This is a genomic window from Streptomyces megasporus (assembly GCF_000718985.1).
Classification (GTDB): domain Bacteria; phylum Actinomycetota; class Actinomycetes; order Streptomycetales; family Streptomycetaceae; genus Streptomyces; species Streptomyces megasporus.
In genome coordinates this window covers 122,638-137,961 of sequence record NZ_JODL01000004.1, presented here as the reverse complement: position 1 = coordinate 137,961, position 15,324 = coordinate 122,638, and the positions used below count along the sequence as shown (strand labels likewise).

The 15,324-nt window shown below is 73.3% G+C and carries 13 protein-coding genes; 4 read left to right on the top strand and 9 right to left on the bottom strand.

Translation table 11 applies throughout. From position 1 onward, the window contains the following. The first annotated feature begins 24 nt into the window (after window positions 1-24). Both IF47_RS0105415 and IF47_RS0105410 read left to right on the top strand, forming a co-directional pair. Window positions 25-1,572 (top strand): hypothetical protein, encoded by a 1,548-nt coding sequence (locus IF47_RS0105415; protein ID WP_037731992.1) that lies wholly within the window; start codon window positions 25-27, stop codon window positions 1,570-1,572. Window positions 1,573-1,589: 17 nt separating this feature from the next. Further along, a complete protein-coding gene (locus IF47_RS0105410; RefSeq protein ID WP_031507046.1) occupies window positions 1,590-2,033 on the top strand; it encodes an FAD synthase family protein in 444 nt (147 codons plus the stop codon). Here IF47_RS0105410 and IF47_RS0105405 read toward each other — a convergent pair. Beyond that, the gene (locus IF47_RS0105405) at window positions 2,030-2,779 is read right to left on the bottom strand and encodes a CDP-alcohol phosphatidyltransferase family protein (protein ID WP_051717041.1); all 750 of its coding nucleotides are present in this window, start codon (window positions 2,777-2,779) and stop codon (window positions 2,030-2,032) included. The two genes, IF47_RS0105410 and IF47_RS0105405, sit on opposite strands and share 4 nt — an antisense overlap. 319 nt (window positions 2,780-3,098) lie before the next feature. On the opposite strand from IF47_RS0105405, the gene IF47_RS0105400 reads away from it, so the two are divergent. Further along, window positions 3,099-4,265 carry an exonuclease SbcCD subunit D gene (locus IF47_RS0105400; RefSeq protein ID WP_031507043.1) on the top strand — a complete coding sequence of 389 codons (1,167 nt, stop codon included), beginning with the start codon at window positions 3,099-3,101 and terminating at the stop codon, window positions 4,263-4,265. Further along, window positions 4,262-7,291 carry an AAA family ATPase gene (locus tag IF47_RS0105395; protein ID WP_031507042.1) on the top strand — a complete coding sequence of 1,010 codons (3,030 nt, stop codon included), beginning with the start codon at window positions 4,262-4,264 and terminating at the stop codon, window positions 7,289-7,291. Before IF47_RS0105400 ends, IF47_RS0105395 begins: the two co-directional genes overlap by 4 nt. Window positions 7,292-7,389: 98 nt before the next feature. Here the strand turns inward: IF47_RS0105395 and IF47_RS28560 are convergent, their stop codons facing one another. From IF47_RS28560 to IF47_RS0105355, 8 genes are all read right to left on the bottom strand, one after another. Then, on the bottom strand, window positions 7,390-8,484 hold the full coding sequence (locus IF47_RS28560) for a cytochrome P450 family protein (protein WP_245641004.1): 1,095 nt from the start codon (window positions 8,482-8,484) through the stop codon (window positions 7,390-7,392). Continuing rightward, window positions 8,481-10,001: a cytochrome P450 family protein gene (locus IF47_RS31405; protein ID WP_037731991.1), complete on the bottom strand. Its 1,521-nt coding sequence runs from the start codon at window positions 9,999-10,001 to the stop codon at window positions 8,481-8,483. Before IF47_RS31405 ends, IF47_RS28560 begins: the two co-directional genes overlap by 4 nt. Continuing rightward, on the bottom strand, window positions 9,998-10,609 hold the full coding sequence (locus tag IF47_RS0105380; RefSeq protein WP_031507037.1) for a GTP-binding protein: 612 nt from the start codon (window positions 10,607-10,609) through the stop codon (window positions 9,998-10,000). The genes IF47_RS31405 and IF47_RS0105380 overlap by 4 nt, the downstream gene beginning before the upstream one ends. Beyond that, window positions 10,587-10,934, bottom strand: a complete 348-nt coding sequence (locus IF47_RS0105375; RefSeq protein WP_342667230.1) for a DUF742 domain-containing protein — start codon at window positions 10,932-10,934, stop codon at window positions 10,587-10,589. Before IF47_RS0105375 ends, IF47_RS0105380 begins: the two co-directional genes overlap by 23 nt. Window positions 10,935-10,945: 11 nt before the next feature. Then, window positions 10,946-11,356 carry a roadblock/LC7 domain-containing protein gene (locus tag IF47_RS0105370; protein WP_031507035.1) on the bottom strand — a complete coding sequence of 137 codons (411 nt, stop codon included), beginning with the start codon at window positions 11,354-11,356 and terminating at the stop codon, window positions 10,946-10,948. Beyond that, window positions 11,353-12,663 carry an ATP-binding protein gene (locus IF47_RS0105365; protein ID WP_037731990.1) on the bottom strand — a complete coding sequence of 437 codons (1,311 nt, stop codon included), beginning with the start codon at window positions 12,661-12,663 and terminating at the stop codon, window positions 11,353-11,355. The genes IF47_RS0105370 and IF47_RS0105365 overlap by 4 nt, the downstream gene beginning before the upstream one ends. Before the next feature lie 341 nt (window positions 12,664-13,004). Further along, entirely contained in the window at window positions 13,005-14,696 is a 1,692-nt protein-coding gene (locus IF47_RS0105360) for a DUF885 domain-containing protein (RefSeq protein ID WP_031507033.1), read from the bottom strand. Between the two features lie 125 nt (window positions 14,697-14,821). Beyond that, window positions 14,822-15,304, bottom strand: a complete 483-nt coding sequence (locus IF47_RS0105355) for an Lrp/AsnC family transcriptional regulator (RefSeq protein WP_031507031.1) — start codon at window positions 15,302-15,304, stop codon at window positions 14,822-14,824. Window positions 15,305-15,324: the final 20 nt, after the last annotated feature.

The following is a 15,324-nucleotide window of genomic DNA, read 5'->3' as shown; positions in this document are numbered from 1 at the left end:
TCGCGCTGCTTCCAGGGGGGAACCATGCGCAGAAGAAGATCCGTCACAACCCTGCTCGCCGCCGTGCTCCTCGGACTGTCGTCACTGGCGCTGGGCACCGGGCCGGCCCACGCGGCCGGCGAGCCCACCCTGACCGCCGACCCGCTGAGCACCTGGCAGACCGACGGCGTGGTGTGGGCCCTGGCCCACGCGGGCGGCGTCGTCTACGTGGGAGGGACCTTCGACCACATCCGCCCGCCCGGTGCGCCCGCCGGCACCGACGAGTTACCGCGTGAGAACTTCGCGGCCTTCGACGCGGTGACCGGCGAACCCCTGCCGTGCGCGCCGCGGTTCACCGGGGGATCGGGGACGGTCCGGGCCCTGAAGGCGTCGCCCGACGGCTCGCTGCTCTTCATCGGAGGCTCGTTCGGCAACGCCGGGGGAGTGGGCCGCTCCAACACCGCCGCCCTCCGCACCGCCGACTGCACCGTCGACCCCGCCTGGAAACCGGTGGTCTCCTCCACCGTCCGGGCCATCGACGTCACCGACACCACCGTCTACATCGGCGGCCAGTTCTCCACCGTCCAGGGCCAGACCCGCACCCGTGTCGCCGCGCTGACGTACAGCGGTGGACTGCTGCCCTTCAACGTGACCGTCGAGGGCTCGTCCATCTCCAACGACCCCACCCCGGGCATCAACGCCATCACCGTCGCCCCCCGGTACAACAAGGTCATCATCGGCGGACGCTTCACCTCGGTGAACGGCAGCCTGCTCAACTCCGTCCACGGACTGGTCGGTCTGGACGCGACCACCGGACGGATCACCAACACCTTCACCGGCTGGATTCCCCGCCGCTCCGCCGTCAAGGCGCTGGTCAACGACGGCACCAACTTCTACCTCGGCGCCGAGGGCACCGGCGGAGGGGTCTTCGACGGCCGGGCGGCCGGGCGGCTGTCCGACGGCGCGATGCTGTGGAAGGACACCTGCCTGGGCGCCACCCAGGCCGTCGTCCCCCACCAGGGCGTGCTCTACAGCGGATCGCACGCGCACGACTGCGGGCAGACCCCCGGAGGGTTCCCCGAACACAACAACCGCCAGCACCTGCTGGCCCAGTCGATCGCCGACAAGACCATCCTCCCGTGGTTCCCGGACACCAACGACGGCATCGGCGAACAGATCGGCCCGCGCGCCATGGTGATGGCCGACGGAATCCTGTGGACGGGCGGCGAGTTCACCACCGTCAACGAGCAGCCGCAGCAGGGGCTGACCCGCTTCGCGGCCGAGCCCGACACCGGGGCCCCACAGGTGCCGCTGATGAGCGGGGCGCCCGGCACCAGGCCGGGCGAGATCATCCTGAGCTGGAAGGCCTCCTGGGACCGGGACGACGGCGTCCTGACCTACCGGATCCACCGGGACGGCGTGTACCTGACCTCCATCGAGAAGGAGTCCCGCTACTGGGACCGGCCCACGATGACCTTCACCGACACCGTGGAGCCCGGCTCGACGCACCGGTACTCGCTGGAGGTCACCGACGGAACCAACCTCTCGGGTCGCAACGGACCCGTGTACGTGACGGCCCCCGACGCGAGATGAGCCGAGGAGAGCCACGGATGACGTACCGAGTGGGCTACGCGCCCGGGGTCTACGACCTGTTCCACGTCGGACACCTGAACATCCTCCGGCACGCCAGGAACCACTGCGACCACCTGGTGGCCGGCGTGGTCTCGGACGAGATGGCCGAGCTGGCCAAGGGGAGGGCGCCGGTCGTCCCCCTCACCGAACGGCTGGAGATCGTCCGCAGCATCCGGTTCGTGGACGCGGCGTTCGTCGAGACGGTGCCCGACAAGCTGGAGACCTGGCGCCAGGTGCGCTTCGACGCCATCTTCAAGGGCGACGACTGGAGGGGGACGGAGAAGGGGGAGAAGCTCGAACGGGACTTCGCCACCGTCGGAGTCGACGTCGTGTACTTCCCCTACACCGTGCACACCTCCAGCACCCTGCTGCGCGGGGCGCTCGACGGGCTGGCCGGGACGGCCCGACGGACCGGGACCTAGATCGGGTCCCGGACCGGCTCCCGGGCCGGTTCCCGGGGGGCCGGGGCGGACAGCTCGCGGTACCACTTCACCGAGAACGCGACCAGGAACAGCAGGTGGGCGGCGCACAGCGCGCAGTACAGCGCCGTGAAGGGCCCACGGGCGCCGAGGAGGAGGAACACCGCGCAGAACACCCCGTAGTCCACGGGCAACAGCGCGACCGAACGGAGGGTGGAGGGCGGCGCCGCGGGAGCCGGCCGCTCCGCCCTCCGTTTGAGCTGCTCGGTCAGGACGCCGCCGAAGAAGACCAGCACGGCGGCGAACTGGAAGACGACCGGCACCAACAGCCACCGGGGGTCGGGGAGGTCGAAGTGGCGGTGGAAGGAGACGAGCACCGCCATGTGGAGGGCGAGCATCTTCGCGCAGTCCACCACGTGGTCCAGCCACTCGCCGGCCGCGCTGCCCTTCCCCGTCAACCGGGCGAGCTGCCCGTCGGCCGAGTCCAGCGCGAAGCCCACCACCAGCGCGGCGAACACCCCCGCCCCCACGGCGTGGGACGGCGGCAGGGCGGCCAGCAGCGCCACCCCCGTGAAGGTGAACACCGCGCTGACCACCGTGACCTGGTTGGGCGACAGCCTCAGGGCGTAGGCCGCCGCGGCCAGTAACCGTCCCGCCGGACGGTTGACGTACCGCGAGTACAGCGACACCCCCCTGCCCGACTTCTGCGCCGCCGACAGCCGTCCGATCGCGTACCGGAACCGTCCCATCGCCCCCACCCGCAAACCCGTCCGAACCCCACCCGAACCCCGCCCGAACCTCCGTCCGGACGGTGGCCCGCCGAACACACCCCCGAAGGAGCACCATCATGGCAGGCGAACCCCGTCCCCGAACGGCGAACGGCGCCGGCCGCCGGACGGCCCCGACGGCGGGCACGGCGGACGCGGTGGGCGCGCCTCACCGCTCGCCCGGACCGCCGAACGTCCGAATTCCCCCGTCCGGGGCGATCCGCCGTTCGGGGCATGCCACAATCCAGACCATGACCCACGAGGGCGACGGAGACAGGGACACGCGGGGCGGAGCGGGCCGTTGAGACTGCTGCACACCTCCGACTGGCACCTGGGGCGGAGCTTCCACCGGGTGAACCTCCTGTCCGCCCAGGCGGCCTTCGTCGACCACCTGGTGGAGACGGCGCGGCGGGAGCGCGTCGACGCGGTGCTCGTCGCCGGCGACGTCTACGACCGGGCGGTGCCGCCGCTGGCGGCCGTCGAACTCTTCGACGACGCCCTCCACCGCCTCGCCGCCCTCGGCGTACCGACGATCATGATCTCCGGCAACCACGACTCGGCCCGCCGGTTGGGCGTGGGCGCCGGACTCATCGAACGGGCCGGCGTCCACCTGCGCACCGACCCCGCTACCTGCGCCACCCCCGTCGTGCTGGCCGACGAGCACGGCGAGGTCGCCTTCTACGGGCTGCCCTACCTGGAACCCGCCCTGGTCAAGGACGTCCTGGGGGTGGAGAAGGCCGCCCACGCGGCCGTGCTGGGCGCCGCCATGGACCGGGTGCGCGCCGATCTGGCCGGCCGCCCGTCCGGCACCCGCTCCGTCGTCCTCGCCCACGCCTTCGTCACCGGAGGCGAACCGTCCGACAGCGAGCGGGACATCACCGTCGGCGGCGTCGCCTCCGTCCCGGCCGGCGTCTTCGACGGCGTGGACTACGTGGCACTGGGCCACCTGCATGGCTGCCAGACCCTCACCGACCGCGTCCGCTACTCCGGCTCGCCGCTCGCCTACTCCTTCTCCGAGACCCACCACCGCAAGTCGATGTGGCTGGTGGACCTCGGGCCCGGCGGCGAGGTGCACGCCGAGCGGATCGACTGCCCGGTGCCGCGCCCGCTGGCCCGCGTCCGAGGCCGCCTGGAGGACCTGCTCGCCGACCCCGCCCTGGAACGCCACGAGGAGGCGTGGGTGGAGGCCACCCTCACCGACCCGGTCCGTCCGCGCGAGCCGATGGCCCGGCTCGCCGCCCGCTTCCCCCACGTCCTCACCCTCGTCTTCGATCCCGAACGCCCCCCGGAGGACACCTCGCTCTCCTACGGGCGGCGCCTCCGCGACCGCACCGACCAGGAGATCCTGGAGGGCTTCGTCGCCCACGTCCGGGGCGGCGAGGGGCCCGACGACCGTGAACGCGCCCTGCTGAGCCGGGCCCTGGACGCCGTACGCGCCGAGGAAGCCCGCACGGAGACGCCCCGATGAGACTGCACCGGCTCACCGTCACCGCCTTCGGGCCGTTCGGCGGCACCCAGACCGTCGACTTCGACGCGCTGTCCGCCGCCGGGTTGTTCCTGCTCCACGGCCCCACCGGCGCGGGCAAGACCTCCGTGCTGGACGCCGTCTGCTACGCCCTCTACAACGGCGTGCCCGGCGCCCGCCAGGCGTCCGGACCGAGCAGGCTGCGCAGCGACCACGCCGACCCCGACACCCGGACCGAGGTGGTCCTCGACCTCACCGTCGGCGGACGCAGGCTGGAGGTCACCCGGCAGCCCGAACAATTGCGCCCCAAGAAGCGCGGCACCGGCCTGACCACCGAGAAGGCCCAGTCCTGGCTGCGCGAGTACGACTCCGCCACCGGCGCCTGGAAGGCGCTCAGCCGCTCCCACCAGGAGATCGGCGAGGAGCTCACCCAGTTGGTGGGCATGAGTCGCGAGCAGTTCTGCCAGGTGGTCCTGCTGCCCCAGGGCGACTTCGCCCGCTTCCTGCGGGCCGGGGCGGAGGAGCGCGCCAAGCTGCTGGGCCGCCTCTTCGACACCCGTCGCTTCGCCGCCGTCGAACAGCACCTGGCGGAGCTGCGCACCACCGCGCAGCGCCGGGTGCGCGGCGCCGACGAGCGGCTGCTGGCGGTGGCCCACCAGATGTCGCAGGCCGCCAGCACCGACCTCGGCACCGATCTCGGGCCCGCCGACGGGGTGTTCGACGAGCTCTCGCCCGGCGATCCGGGGCTGGCCGACGCCGTGTTGGAGTGGGCCGCCCTGGCTCGCTCCACCGCCCGGGAGCGGCGGGACGTCGCCACCATCGCCCTCCGGGCCGCCGAGGAGGCCCACACCGCGGCCCGCCGGCGCCTGGAGGAGACCCGGGAACGGGACCGCCTGCGGCGCCGGTACGCCGCCGCCCGCCGCCGCGCCGACATCCTGGCCGCCGGGGCGGAGGAGCACGGCCGGGACCGCGCCCGGCTGGAACGGGCCCGCGCCGCCGAGGCCGTCGCGCCCGTCCTCGACGCGCGCGAGCGGGCCGAGGCCGAACTCCGCCGCACGGCGCTCGCCGAGGAGCGGGCCCGCGACCGGCTCTCCGGCGACCTGGCCCAGGCCCCCGCGGAACGGCTCGCCGACCTCGAACGCGCCGCCCGGCAGGAGCTGGGCGCCCTCGACGCCGCCCGGCACGCCGAGGAGCGCGGCGCCCGCCTCGCCGCCGAACTCGACCGGCTGGAGCGCGAGTCGGGCGAGGACGAGGATCTGCTCCACGAGGTGGAGGAGTGGCTGACGGGTTGGGAGGACGTCCGCGACGCCCATCAACGGCGCCTCGACGCCGCCGCGGAGGCCGCGTCCCACGCCGAACGGCTCGCCGGCCGGCTCGACACCGTCCGGCGCAGCCTGAAGGCCGCCCGCCTCCGCGACGACCTCATCGCCGCGGAGGCCGGCACCCGTGCCGAACTGTCGGCGGCCCACGAGAAGGCCCTGGCCGCCAAGGAGGACTGGCTGGACGTCAGGGCCCGTCGGCTGGACGGCATCGCGGCCGAACTCGCCGGCGAACTGAGCGACGGCACGCCGTGCATGGTGTGCGGCTCGCCCGACCACCCCGCCCCGGCCCGCCCCGGCGCGCGACACGTCGATCGGCGGGCCGAGGAGGAGGCCTTGGAACGCCACCGGCGGGCCGAGGAGGCGCACCGGCTGGTCGAGCGGCGGCTGGACACCCTCCGGGAGCGGCTGACCCTGGCCGCCGAGGAGGCGGGGGAGACGCCCGTGGCCGAACTCGCCGACGAGGTGGCCGCGTTGGAGACCCGGTGCGCCGAGGCACGCCGGACCGCCGCCGACGCCGCGGACGCCCGCGCGGCCTTCGACCGGCTCCTGCGCGAACACGAGACCCGCCAGGCCGCCCGCCGGGACGCCGAACGCCGCATGGCCGCCCGCACCTCCCGGCGCGACGCGCTGGTGGCGGAGCGGACGAGCCTGGCGGAGCAGGTGGCCCGCGCCCGAGGCGAGGCCGTCTCCGTCGCCCACCGCGCGAGCGAACTGGAACGGCGCGCCGCCCTGCTGGCGGAGGCGGCCGAGGCCGCGTCCGCCGCCGAGACCGCCGCGCTGCGGCTGAAGGACGCCGACGCCCGACTCGCGGACGCCGCCTGGCGCGCCGGCTTCGACACGCCGCAGGCCGCCGCCGACGCCCGGCTCGCCGACCACGAGCAGCGCGTCCTGCAACGCCGCATCGACGACCGGCAGGCCGAGGAGGCGGCCGTCGCGGCCGAACTCGCCGACCTCGAACCGGCCGGCGCCGCCGTCCTCCCGCCCGCCGACGTGGACGCCGCCGAGGCCGAACTGGACGAGGCCGTGGCGAGGCTGAACGCGGCGTCCGCCGCCGACGCCGAGGCCCGTCGACGCTGCGACGAACTCGACCGGCTCTCCGCCCGCGCCCTGGCCGACGCGCGGGAACTCGCCCCGCTGCGCGAGGAGTACGACCGCGTCGCCCGGCTCGCCGGTCTCGCCGCCGGAACGTCCACGGAGAACGAGCGCAGGATGCGCCTGGAGTCGTACGTCCTGGCCGCCCGGCTGGAACAGGTCGCCGCGGCGGCCAGCGCCCGCCTGACGCACATGTCCGGCGGACGCTACACCCTGGTCCACTCCGACGCGCGCGGTCCGGGCCGGGGCCGCTCCGGTCTGGGCCTGCACGTCATCGACGCCTGGACGGGCAGCGAACGCGACACCGCCACCCTCTCCGGCGGGGAGACGTTCTTCGCCTCGCTCGCCCTCGCGCTCGGCCTCGCCGACGTCGTCACCGAGGAGGCGGGCGGGCTGCGTCTGGACACCCTCTTCATCGACGAGGGGTTCGGCAGCCTGGACGACCAGACCCTCGACGAGGTGCTGGACGTGCTGGACTCCCTGCGCGAGCGCGACCGCAGCGTCGGCATCGTCAGCCACGTCCCCGACCTGCGCCGGCGCATCCCGGTCCAGTTGGAGGTGGTCAAGGGCCGGGCGGGCTCGGTCATCCGCCATCGGGGCGCGAAAACCGAGTGACGCCCGCCCCGCCCGCCGGGTGCGGCGGGCGGTGCTGCCGTGTCACGGGCTGCCGGGCGTGGAACCCGGCGGCCCGTGGGAGGAATCGTTTCTCCGGCTCAGGAGACGGGCTTGAGGTGGACCGGCAGGGAGCGGTGGCCGTTGGCGATGAACGACGCCTGGGGCACCAGCTCGGCGGGCTCCACCGCCAGACGCATGTCGGGGAAGCGCTCGAAGAGGGCCGGGAGCGCGATGGAGGCCTCCAGACGGGCCAGGGGCGCGCCGAGGCAGTAGTGCACCCCGTGCCCGAACGCCATGTGCTCCCGCTCCTCGCGGGTGAGGTCGAAGGCGTCGGCGCTCTCGCCGTTGAGGGCGGGATCGCGGCCGGCGGCGCCGAAGGCGAGGATGATCGCGTCGCCCTTGCGGATCGTCACGCCGTCGAGGTCGATGTCCTCCACCGCGTACCGCAGGGGCATGTGCATGATCGGGCTTTCGAGGCGCAGCGTCTCCTCGATCACGTCGTCCCAGCTCGCCTTCCCCTCCCGCACCAGGGCGAGCTGGTCGGGGTGGGTGAGCAGGGCGTGGGTGGCCTTGGCGATCAGGTTGACGGCCGTCTCGCTGCCGGCGCCGATCATCAGGACGAGGGTGCTGATCAGTTGGTTCTCGTCGAAGGCGAAGTCGCCGTCGCGGGCGGCGATCAGGTCGCTGGTCATGTCGTCGCCCGGCCTGACGCGCTTGATGTCCGCGAGCGCGCGCATGCAGGCCCACATCTCGGCGTAGTCGGCCCGGGCCTGCTCGGGGGAGGCACCGGTGTTCAGGACGGCGTCCATGACCCGACGGGTCCAGGCGCGCATGTCGGCCGGGACGCCGAACAGCTCGCAGATGACCTCGTTGGGAATGATGTAGGCGAACTCGGCGCGCAGGTCCACCGGCTCCCCGGGATCGGCGGACTCCAGGTCGGTGATCAGTCCGTCGACGATGGCCTGGACGCGGGGACGCAGCGCCTCGGTGCGGCGGGGGGTGAAGGACGGGGCGATCATGTTGCGCAGACGGCGGTGCTCTTCGCCGTAGCTGGTGAAGGCGCTGACCACGCGCACCCACACGTTGAGGGCCCAGTCCTGGGGTATTCGCTCCAACTCGGGCCAGTGCCGGCGGGGGTCGCGGGAGACCCGGCGGTCCGCCGCGAGCCGCTTGACGTACTCGTGTCCGGTCACCGACCACGCAACCACGCCGCCGGGGAGCTCCACCGGCGTCGCCGGTCCCTCGGCGCGGAGTCGGGCCGCCTCGCCGTGGAGGTCTCGGCCGGTGGGATCGAGGACGTGGACGTCGGAAACGGGGCGTTCCAAGGCTGACCTCCGGATGTCGGATCGGACACGGTGGGCGCGGAGTCGGGCACGGGTGCGGAATCGGACGCGAGAACGGGCCCGGAGTCGGGCCCGGAAACGGGTGCGGAGAGTGCGGGGAAGGTCACGGGAAGCGCCGTCAGGCTACGGTGGAAGGGACCGTGGCGCCAGGTCAACTCGCTTGCGGGGACGGCGAGTTGGAGGTCCGGGAGCATGTCGAGCAGGGTCTCGATCGCCACGTCGGAGACGATCTCCGAGATGCTCTGCGCGGGACACACGTGCGGGCCCGCGCCGAAGGCCAGGTGCGCGTGGTTGGCGGTGCGGCGGTCCGCGTCGATCTCGCGCGCCACCTGGTTGTTGGCGGCCTCGTGGCTGATGAGCACCGGGACGCCCGGGGGGATCACCAGCCCCGCCCCGGAGTCGTCGCGCAGGTCGTACTCGGTGATGGCGTAGTGGAAGCAGAAGTTCGCCATCGGGGACCGCTCCCACAGCACCTCGTTGAGCGCGTCGGAGACGGTCAGGCTGCCGCCGGAGAGGTCGCCGGCGAAACGGTCGTCGGTCAGCAGCAGCATGATCGCGCTGGAGATCCAGGCCGTCTGCGGCACGACGCCCGCGCCGATGAGGACCACCAGTTGGTGGAGCATCTCCTCGTCCGTCAGCCGCAGCGGGTGGTGCAGCAGCCAGGTGGTGACGTCGGCGCCGGGGGAGCGGCGCTTGTCGGCGACGAGGTCGGCCAGGCAGCGGGCCAGGTCCTCGCTGCCCCGCTGGGCGACCTCGGGCTCGGCCGCGATCATCTGGAGGCACGCCGTGGCCATCCGCTCCGTCTGCTCGTCGGAGCAGCCGAAGAGTTGGGTGAAGACCAGCGCCGGGATGCGCCTGGCGTACTGGGAGACCAGGTCCGCCGAGCCCACGGGACCGAACTCGTCGATCAGCCGGGCCGCGCTGCGCTGCACGAAGGACCGGACCCGGTAGGAGTCGACGCGGGCCAGGGCGTCGTCGATGGTCCTGCGGAGCCGCAGGTGCCGGTCGCCGTCGGCGAACAGCAGGCTGGGGCGGAAGCCCATCATGGGGACGACCTCGTTGTCCAGGGGGATCAGGCCCTGGGCCAGGGCGGTCCAACGGCGGGCGTCCTTGCTGAACCGCGAGCTGCGCAGCACCTCCAGCGCCGCGTCGTAGTCGGTGACCACGATGGCCGGGACGCCGGGGGCGAGTTCCACCCAGTGGGCGGGCCCGCGCGGACGGAGTTCGGCGTAGACGGAATCCGGGTCGGCGGCGAAGCCGGGGCCGTACAGCGCGGGCAGGCCGCCGCCCGCGGAGCCGCCGACGGCCTGGTGGGCCGGGCAGCCCGGCGGAGGAACGGAGCCCGGGCCGGGGGGCGGGGACGTCACGGAAGGTGCTCCCGGTAGTAGGTGTGGACGTGTTTGACCAGGGCGATCAGAGCCCGCGCGGCGGAGGCGCGGTCCCGCGCGTCGCAGTCGACCAGGGGCGTCTCGGGGCTCAGGTCGAGGGCCTCGCGGATCTCCTCCTCCGGGAAGTGCGGCGAGTCGGGGAAGGAGTTGAGGGCGACCGCGTAGGGCAGGCCGTGCTTCTCCACCATCTCCATCGCGTCGAAGGAGGCGTCCAGGCGACGCGTGTCGGCCAGCACCAGGGCCCCGTAGGCGCCGTGGGCGAGCTGTTGCCACACCGGCGCCACCCGCATGAAGCGCTGCTGGCCGGGGGCGCCGAACAGGTACAGCACCAGATCCGGGGCGAGGGTGAGACGACCGAAGTCCATCGCGACCGTGGTGGTCCGCTTGTCCTCGACGCCCTTCAGGTCGTCCACCAGCGCGCCGGCCTGCGTCATGACCTCCTCGGTCCGCAGCGGCTCGATCTCGCTGACCGCCCCTATCAGCGTGGTCTTGCCGACCCCGAACGGTCCGACGACGAGGAGCTTGGCGGCGGTCTCGACGGTGTCGCGCACGTAGATGCCGCTGTCAGAGGATGTTGTTGAGGCCATCCAGAACCTTCTCCAGGACGTCGAGATCGGTGGGTCGGGCCGCGGGCGGAGGCTTGCGCACGACCATGTGGCCGCTGTCGATCAGGTCGGCCAGCAGGATCGTGGTGACGGACACGGGAAGCCGTACGTGACCGGCGACCTCCGCCACCGACAGGTAGCCGCCCTGGCAGAGCCGGACCATCTTCTGCCGCTCCGGGTCCAGCTCTCCCAGGGGACGGTCGCCGGTGGCGGTGACCAGCGAGACCAGCTCCAGGGAGTGGGTGTTGCGACTGGGCTGGTGGCGACCGCCGGTGATGACGTACGACCGGACCAGGTCCGTACGCACGCGGCGGGGAGTCATGTCGGACTGCCGGCGTCGTGCCGGGGTTCGCTGGCCATCTGCCCTCCGAGCTGGGCCACCAACTGGTGCATCCGGAAGCCGACCGCCTCCACGTCGGCCGCGGCGGACGTCGCGACCGTCAGGAAACTGCCCTCCCCGGCCCGGATGGTGATGACGTAGCCGTCGCGGAACTGCGTCAGGCTCTGCTCCCAGGAGTCGGGCTCGGAGCGGCACAGCCGCGCACTGGCGCTGGAGGTGGCCTGCACTCCGGCCAGCGCCGCGGCCATCTGCTCGGCGGTGTCCCTGTCCAGGCTCGGGGTGCAGGCGCGGACCAAGCCGTCCCCCGACACCAGCAGGGCGTCGTAGACCTCGGGCTGGTCCATGAGCTGCCCCAGCATCCAGGCCAACTTCTCGTTGTCGAAGATCATGATTCGCTGTTCCCTTCGGACCTTTCGGACCCTTCGGACGTCGACGTGGAGCGCTGGGCGGCCCGTGCCGCGCGGGTGAAACCGCCCAGCGTGGCGGCGGACTCCCGTGGTGAGCGGCCGGGCGCCGCGGGTCGGGCGGGCCGTACGGCGGGTGCCTCGGACGCCGGTGTCCGTGTGGCGTGCCGTCGCCGTTTGGGGAGGCCGCCCGCGGTCGTCTCCCGCGCCGTGGACTGTGGGGCCGGTGCGGAGGCCTGCGCGACGGTCCCGGGCCGGGAGGAGGTCGCGGCGGCCGGCGGCAGGTCCGGCACGCTGTCGGTGAGCAGCGCGCTGGGCAGGAACGCCACGGCCCGCACCCCGCTGTAGGGGGACTTGGTCACCGACACCTCGAACCCGTACCGGGCGCTGAGCAGGCCGATGACGGCGAAGCCGAACTTCGGCGGGTCCCCGAGCCGGGTGATGCTGACGGAGCCCTCGCCCGACAGCAGACGCATGGCGCGCTCCCGCTCACCGGGCTGGAGACCGACTCCCTTGTCGTCGACGACGACGGACAGCCCGTTGTGCGCGCGCTCGAACTGCACCAGCACCGTGGTGTCCGGATGCGAGTAGCGGGTGGCGTTCTCCAGCAGTTCGGCGAGCGCGAGCACCAGCCCCTCCACCACCCGTCCGACGACGGCGCGCTCACCCTCGTCGTGGAAGACCTTGACGCGCTGGAAGTCCAGGATGCGGCTGACCGCGCCCCGCACCACGTCGCTCAGCGGGGTGGCGTTGTGCTGCCGTCCCGGGTAGGAGCCGCACACCACGGTGATCGCCTGGGCGCGGCGCAGGATCTGGGCGGTGGCGTGGTCCACCACCTGCAGGTCCTCCAGCACCTCCGGGGAGTCGTGCTTGCGGAGCATGTCGGTGACGGCCATCTGCTGCTTGTTGGCCAGCGCCTGGAGGGTGCGGGCCACGGACAGCAGCGTGGCCTGGGTCATCCGCGCGGTACGGCCCTCGGCCTCGGTGAGGGCGCGCGCGATCTGGGTCTGGAGGTCGTGGAGGTGGTGCGCGAACGGCGTCCCGGCCAGCTCCGCCGAGACCGGCGGCGGCTGGGGGACGGGCTGTCGGTCGCCGGCGGCCTGGAGGGTCGCCGGCATGCTCACCCCGGTCAGACGGGCCAGCTCGGCGTCCCGGGCGCGATTGCCGGACCGGGCCTCGGACAGGTGCGCCCGCAGCGCGCGGATCCGGCGTGCCTGGTGCACCGCCACCGGCGTGAGTGCCACACCCAGGCCCGAGCCGAGCAGGCTCGCCACAGTCGTCATATCGGTCATCGGCTTTCCTCGCGGACGCGTCGTTGCGGGAATGAGGCGGTCGGGCCGTCGGGTGGGGCCGACCGACGAAGATCACGGTTCGCGTGCGACAGCAGCGTAGGAGCCCGGTGGAGGAGAGGGAGAGGAAATGGCCGACTTGCAGAGGACCGACGACGGGCCGAAACACCCCCGGAGGGGGGGGCGGGTCGGGGCGAGCCGGCGGGCGTGGCGAGGGCGGTGGTCGGGGCCCTCGCCCGGTGGGGCACACGGCGTGGCGGCGTGCCCCACCGGGGGCGTGACGGGGGTTCAGGCAGTGTCTCGGACGGCGCGGACGGCGTCTCGAACCGCGCCTCGGACGGGCCTCAGAGGGCGGACAGCTCCGCCACCAGGTCGTCCAGGCCCAGCGACCCCAGGGAGAGGGCGTCCATGTGCCACTTCTTGAGGTCGAAGGCGTCGCCGTGCGCCGCGCGGGCCGCCGCACGGCCCGCCAGCCAGGCGCGTTCGCCCAGCTTGTAGCCGATGGCCTGCCCCGGCATGCCCAGGTACCGCACCAGCTCGCTCTCGACGTGGTCGGCCGGGAGTCCGCTGTGCCGGCCGAAGAACTCCTGGGCCAGGGCGGGCGTCCACCGCTCGCCGGGGTGGAAGGGGGAGTGGCCGGGGATCTCCAGCTCCAGGTGCATGCCGATGTCCACGATGACCCGCAGGGAGCGCATCATCTGCGCGTCCAGGTAGCCCAGCCGCAGCTCGGGGCTGTCCAGGAAGCCGAGTTCGTCCATGAGCCGCTCCGCGTACAGCGCCCAGCCCTCGGCGTTGGCGCTGACCATGCCGACCGTCGTCTGGTAGCGCGAGAGCCGGTCGGCGACGTGGGTCCACTGGGCGAGCTGGAGGTGGTGGCCGGGAACGCCCTCGTGGTACCAGGTGGTGACCAGCTCGTAGAGGGGGAAGCGGGTCCGGCCCATCACGGGCAGCCAGGTGCGTCCGGGGCGGGAGAAGTCCAGGGACGGCTCGGTGTAGTACGGCGCGGCGGCGCTGCCGGGCGGGGCGATCATGGACTCCACGCGTCGGACCGGCTCGGCCAGGTCGAAGTGCGTGCCGTCCAGCTTCTCGATCGCCTCGTCCATCAGCTCCTGGAGCCAGACCCGGGTCTCCTCCACGCCCTCGATCGCCGTGCCGTGGGTGTCCAGCCGGCGCAGCGCCTCCCAGGGGGTCGCGGCGCCGGGCAGGACCTTCTCGGCCTCGGCGCGCATCTCGGCGTGGATGCGGTGGTACTCCTGCCAGCCGTACGCGTACGCCTCCTCCAGGTCCAGGTCGGTGCCGTTGTAGTGGCGCGCCCACCGCCGGTACCGCTCGCGGCCCACGGTGTCCGGGGCGTCGGCGACGGCGGGGGCGTAGGTGTCGCGCAGCCAGTCGCGCAGGTCCTCCAGGGCGCCGCCGGCCTCGGCGGCGCCCCGGTCCAGCTCGGCGCGGAGGACGTCGGGGCCGTCGGCGGCGAGGGCGGCGAACCAGTTCCTCCCGTCGGTGTCGATCCACTCGCCCAGTTGACCGAGCACCGTGGTCACCTGGCGGGGGCCGGCGGGGAGGCCCTTGGCCAGGCCCTCCGCCAGCGAGGCGCGGTAGCCCTCCAGCGCCGCCGGGACGGCGCGCAGCCGTCGGGCGAGGGCGGCCCAGTCCGCGTCGTCGGCGGTGGGCATCACGGTGAAGACGCCCCGCACGTAGTGCAGCGGGGAGCTGAGGTTGCCGACGGCACGCAGCCCCTCGCCCGCGTCGTGCACGGCGAGTTCGGCGGTCAGCCTCTCCCGCAGCAGACGGGCGCAGCGCCGCTCGACGGTGCTGTCGCCGCCGGGGCGCCGCTCGGCCTCGGCGAGCCGTTCCAGGGTGGCGCGGGCCAGCTCGGCTTGGGCCTCCTGACCGGCCGGGGAGAGGTCGGGCAGCCGCTCCGAACTCTCGGGGAGGCCCAGGTAGGTGCCGAGGACGGGATCGAGTTCGACGAGGGCGTCGACGTACGCGTCGGCGACCCGACGGGGCAGGAGGGCGTTCTTCGTGGCTTCGGACATGGGGCACATCCTCGTACGGAACCCCCGCCGCGTCACCGTGGATTCGGAACCCGCCGATCTTCCCGCCCGACGCTCCCGCCCGACACCCCTGCCCGACGCCCCTGCCCGACGCCCTCGTCGGCGGTTCACGCCTGCGGCACGGGCGGCAGCAGCGGTCCGCACGTCCACTGCTGGAAGATAAGCCGCGTCTCGACCCGGGCCACCTCCCGGCGCGAGGTGAACTCGTCCAGCACCAGCCGCTGGAGATCGGCGGTGCCGGCGACCGCCACGTGGACCAGGTAGTCGTCGGGGCCGGTCAGGTGGAACAGGGCCCGGGACTCGGGCAGAGCCCGCACCCGCTCCACGAAAGGACCGATCAACTCCCTTCTGTGTGGCCGGACTTGGACCGAAAGGAGGGCTTCCAGGGGCCTCCCGACTTTGGCCGGATCCATGCGGAGGGCATGACCGAGGATTACCCCGCCGCGGCGGAGCCGTGATACGCGGTCCAGGCAGGTCGAGGGAGCGACGCCGACGGCCGCGGCGAGGTCGCGGTAGGTCGTCCGGGCGTCGTTCTGCAGAAGGCGCAGAATCTCCAGATCGACCGAATCAAGAGCGACGGAATCGGGCATTCGCCGAACGTAGCACGGAC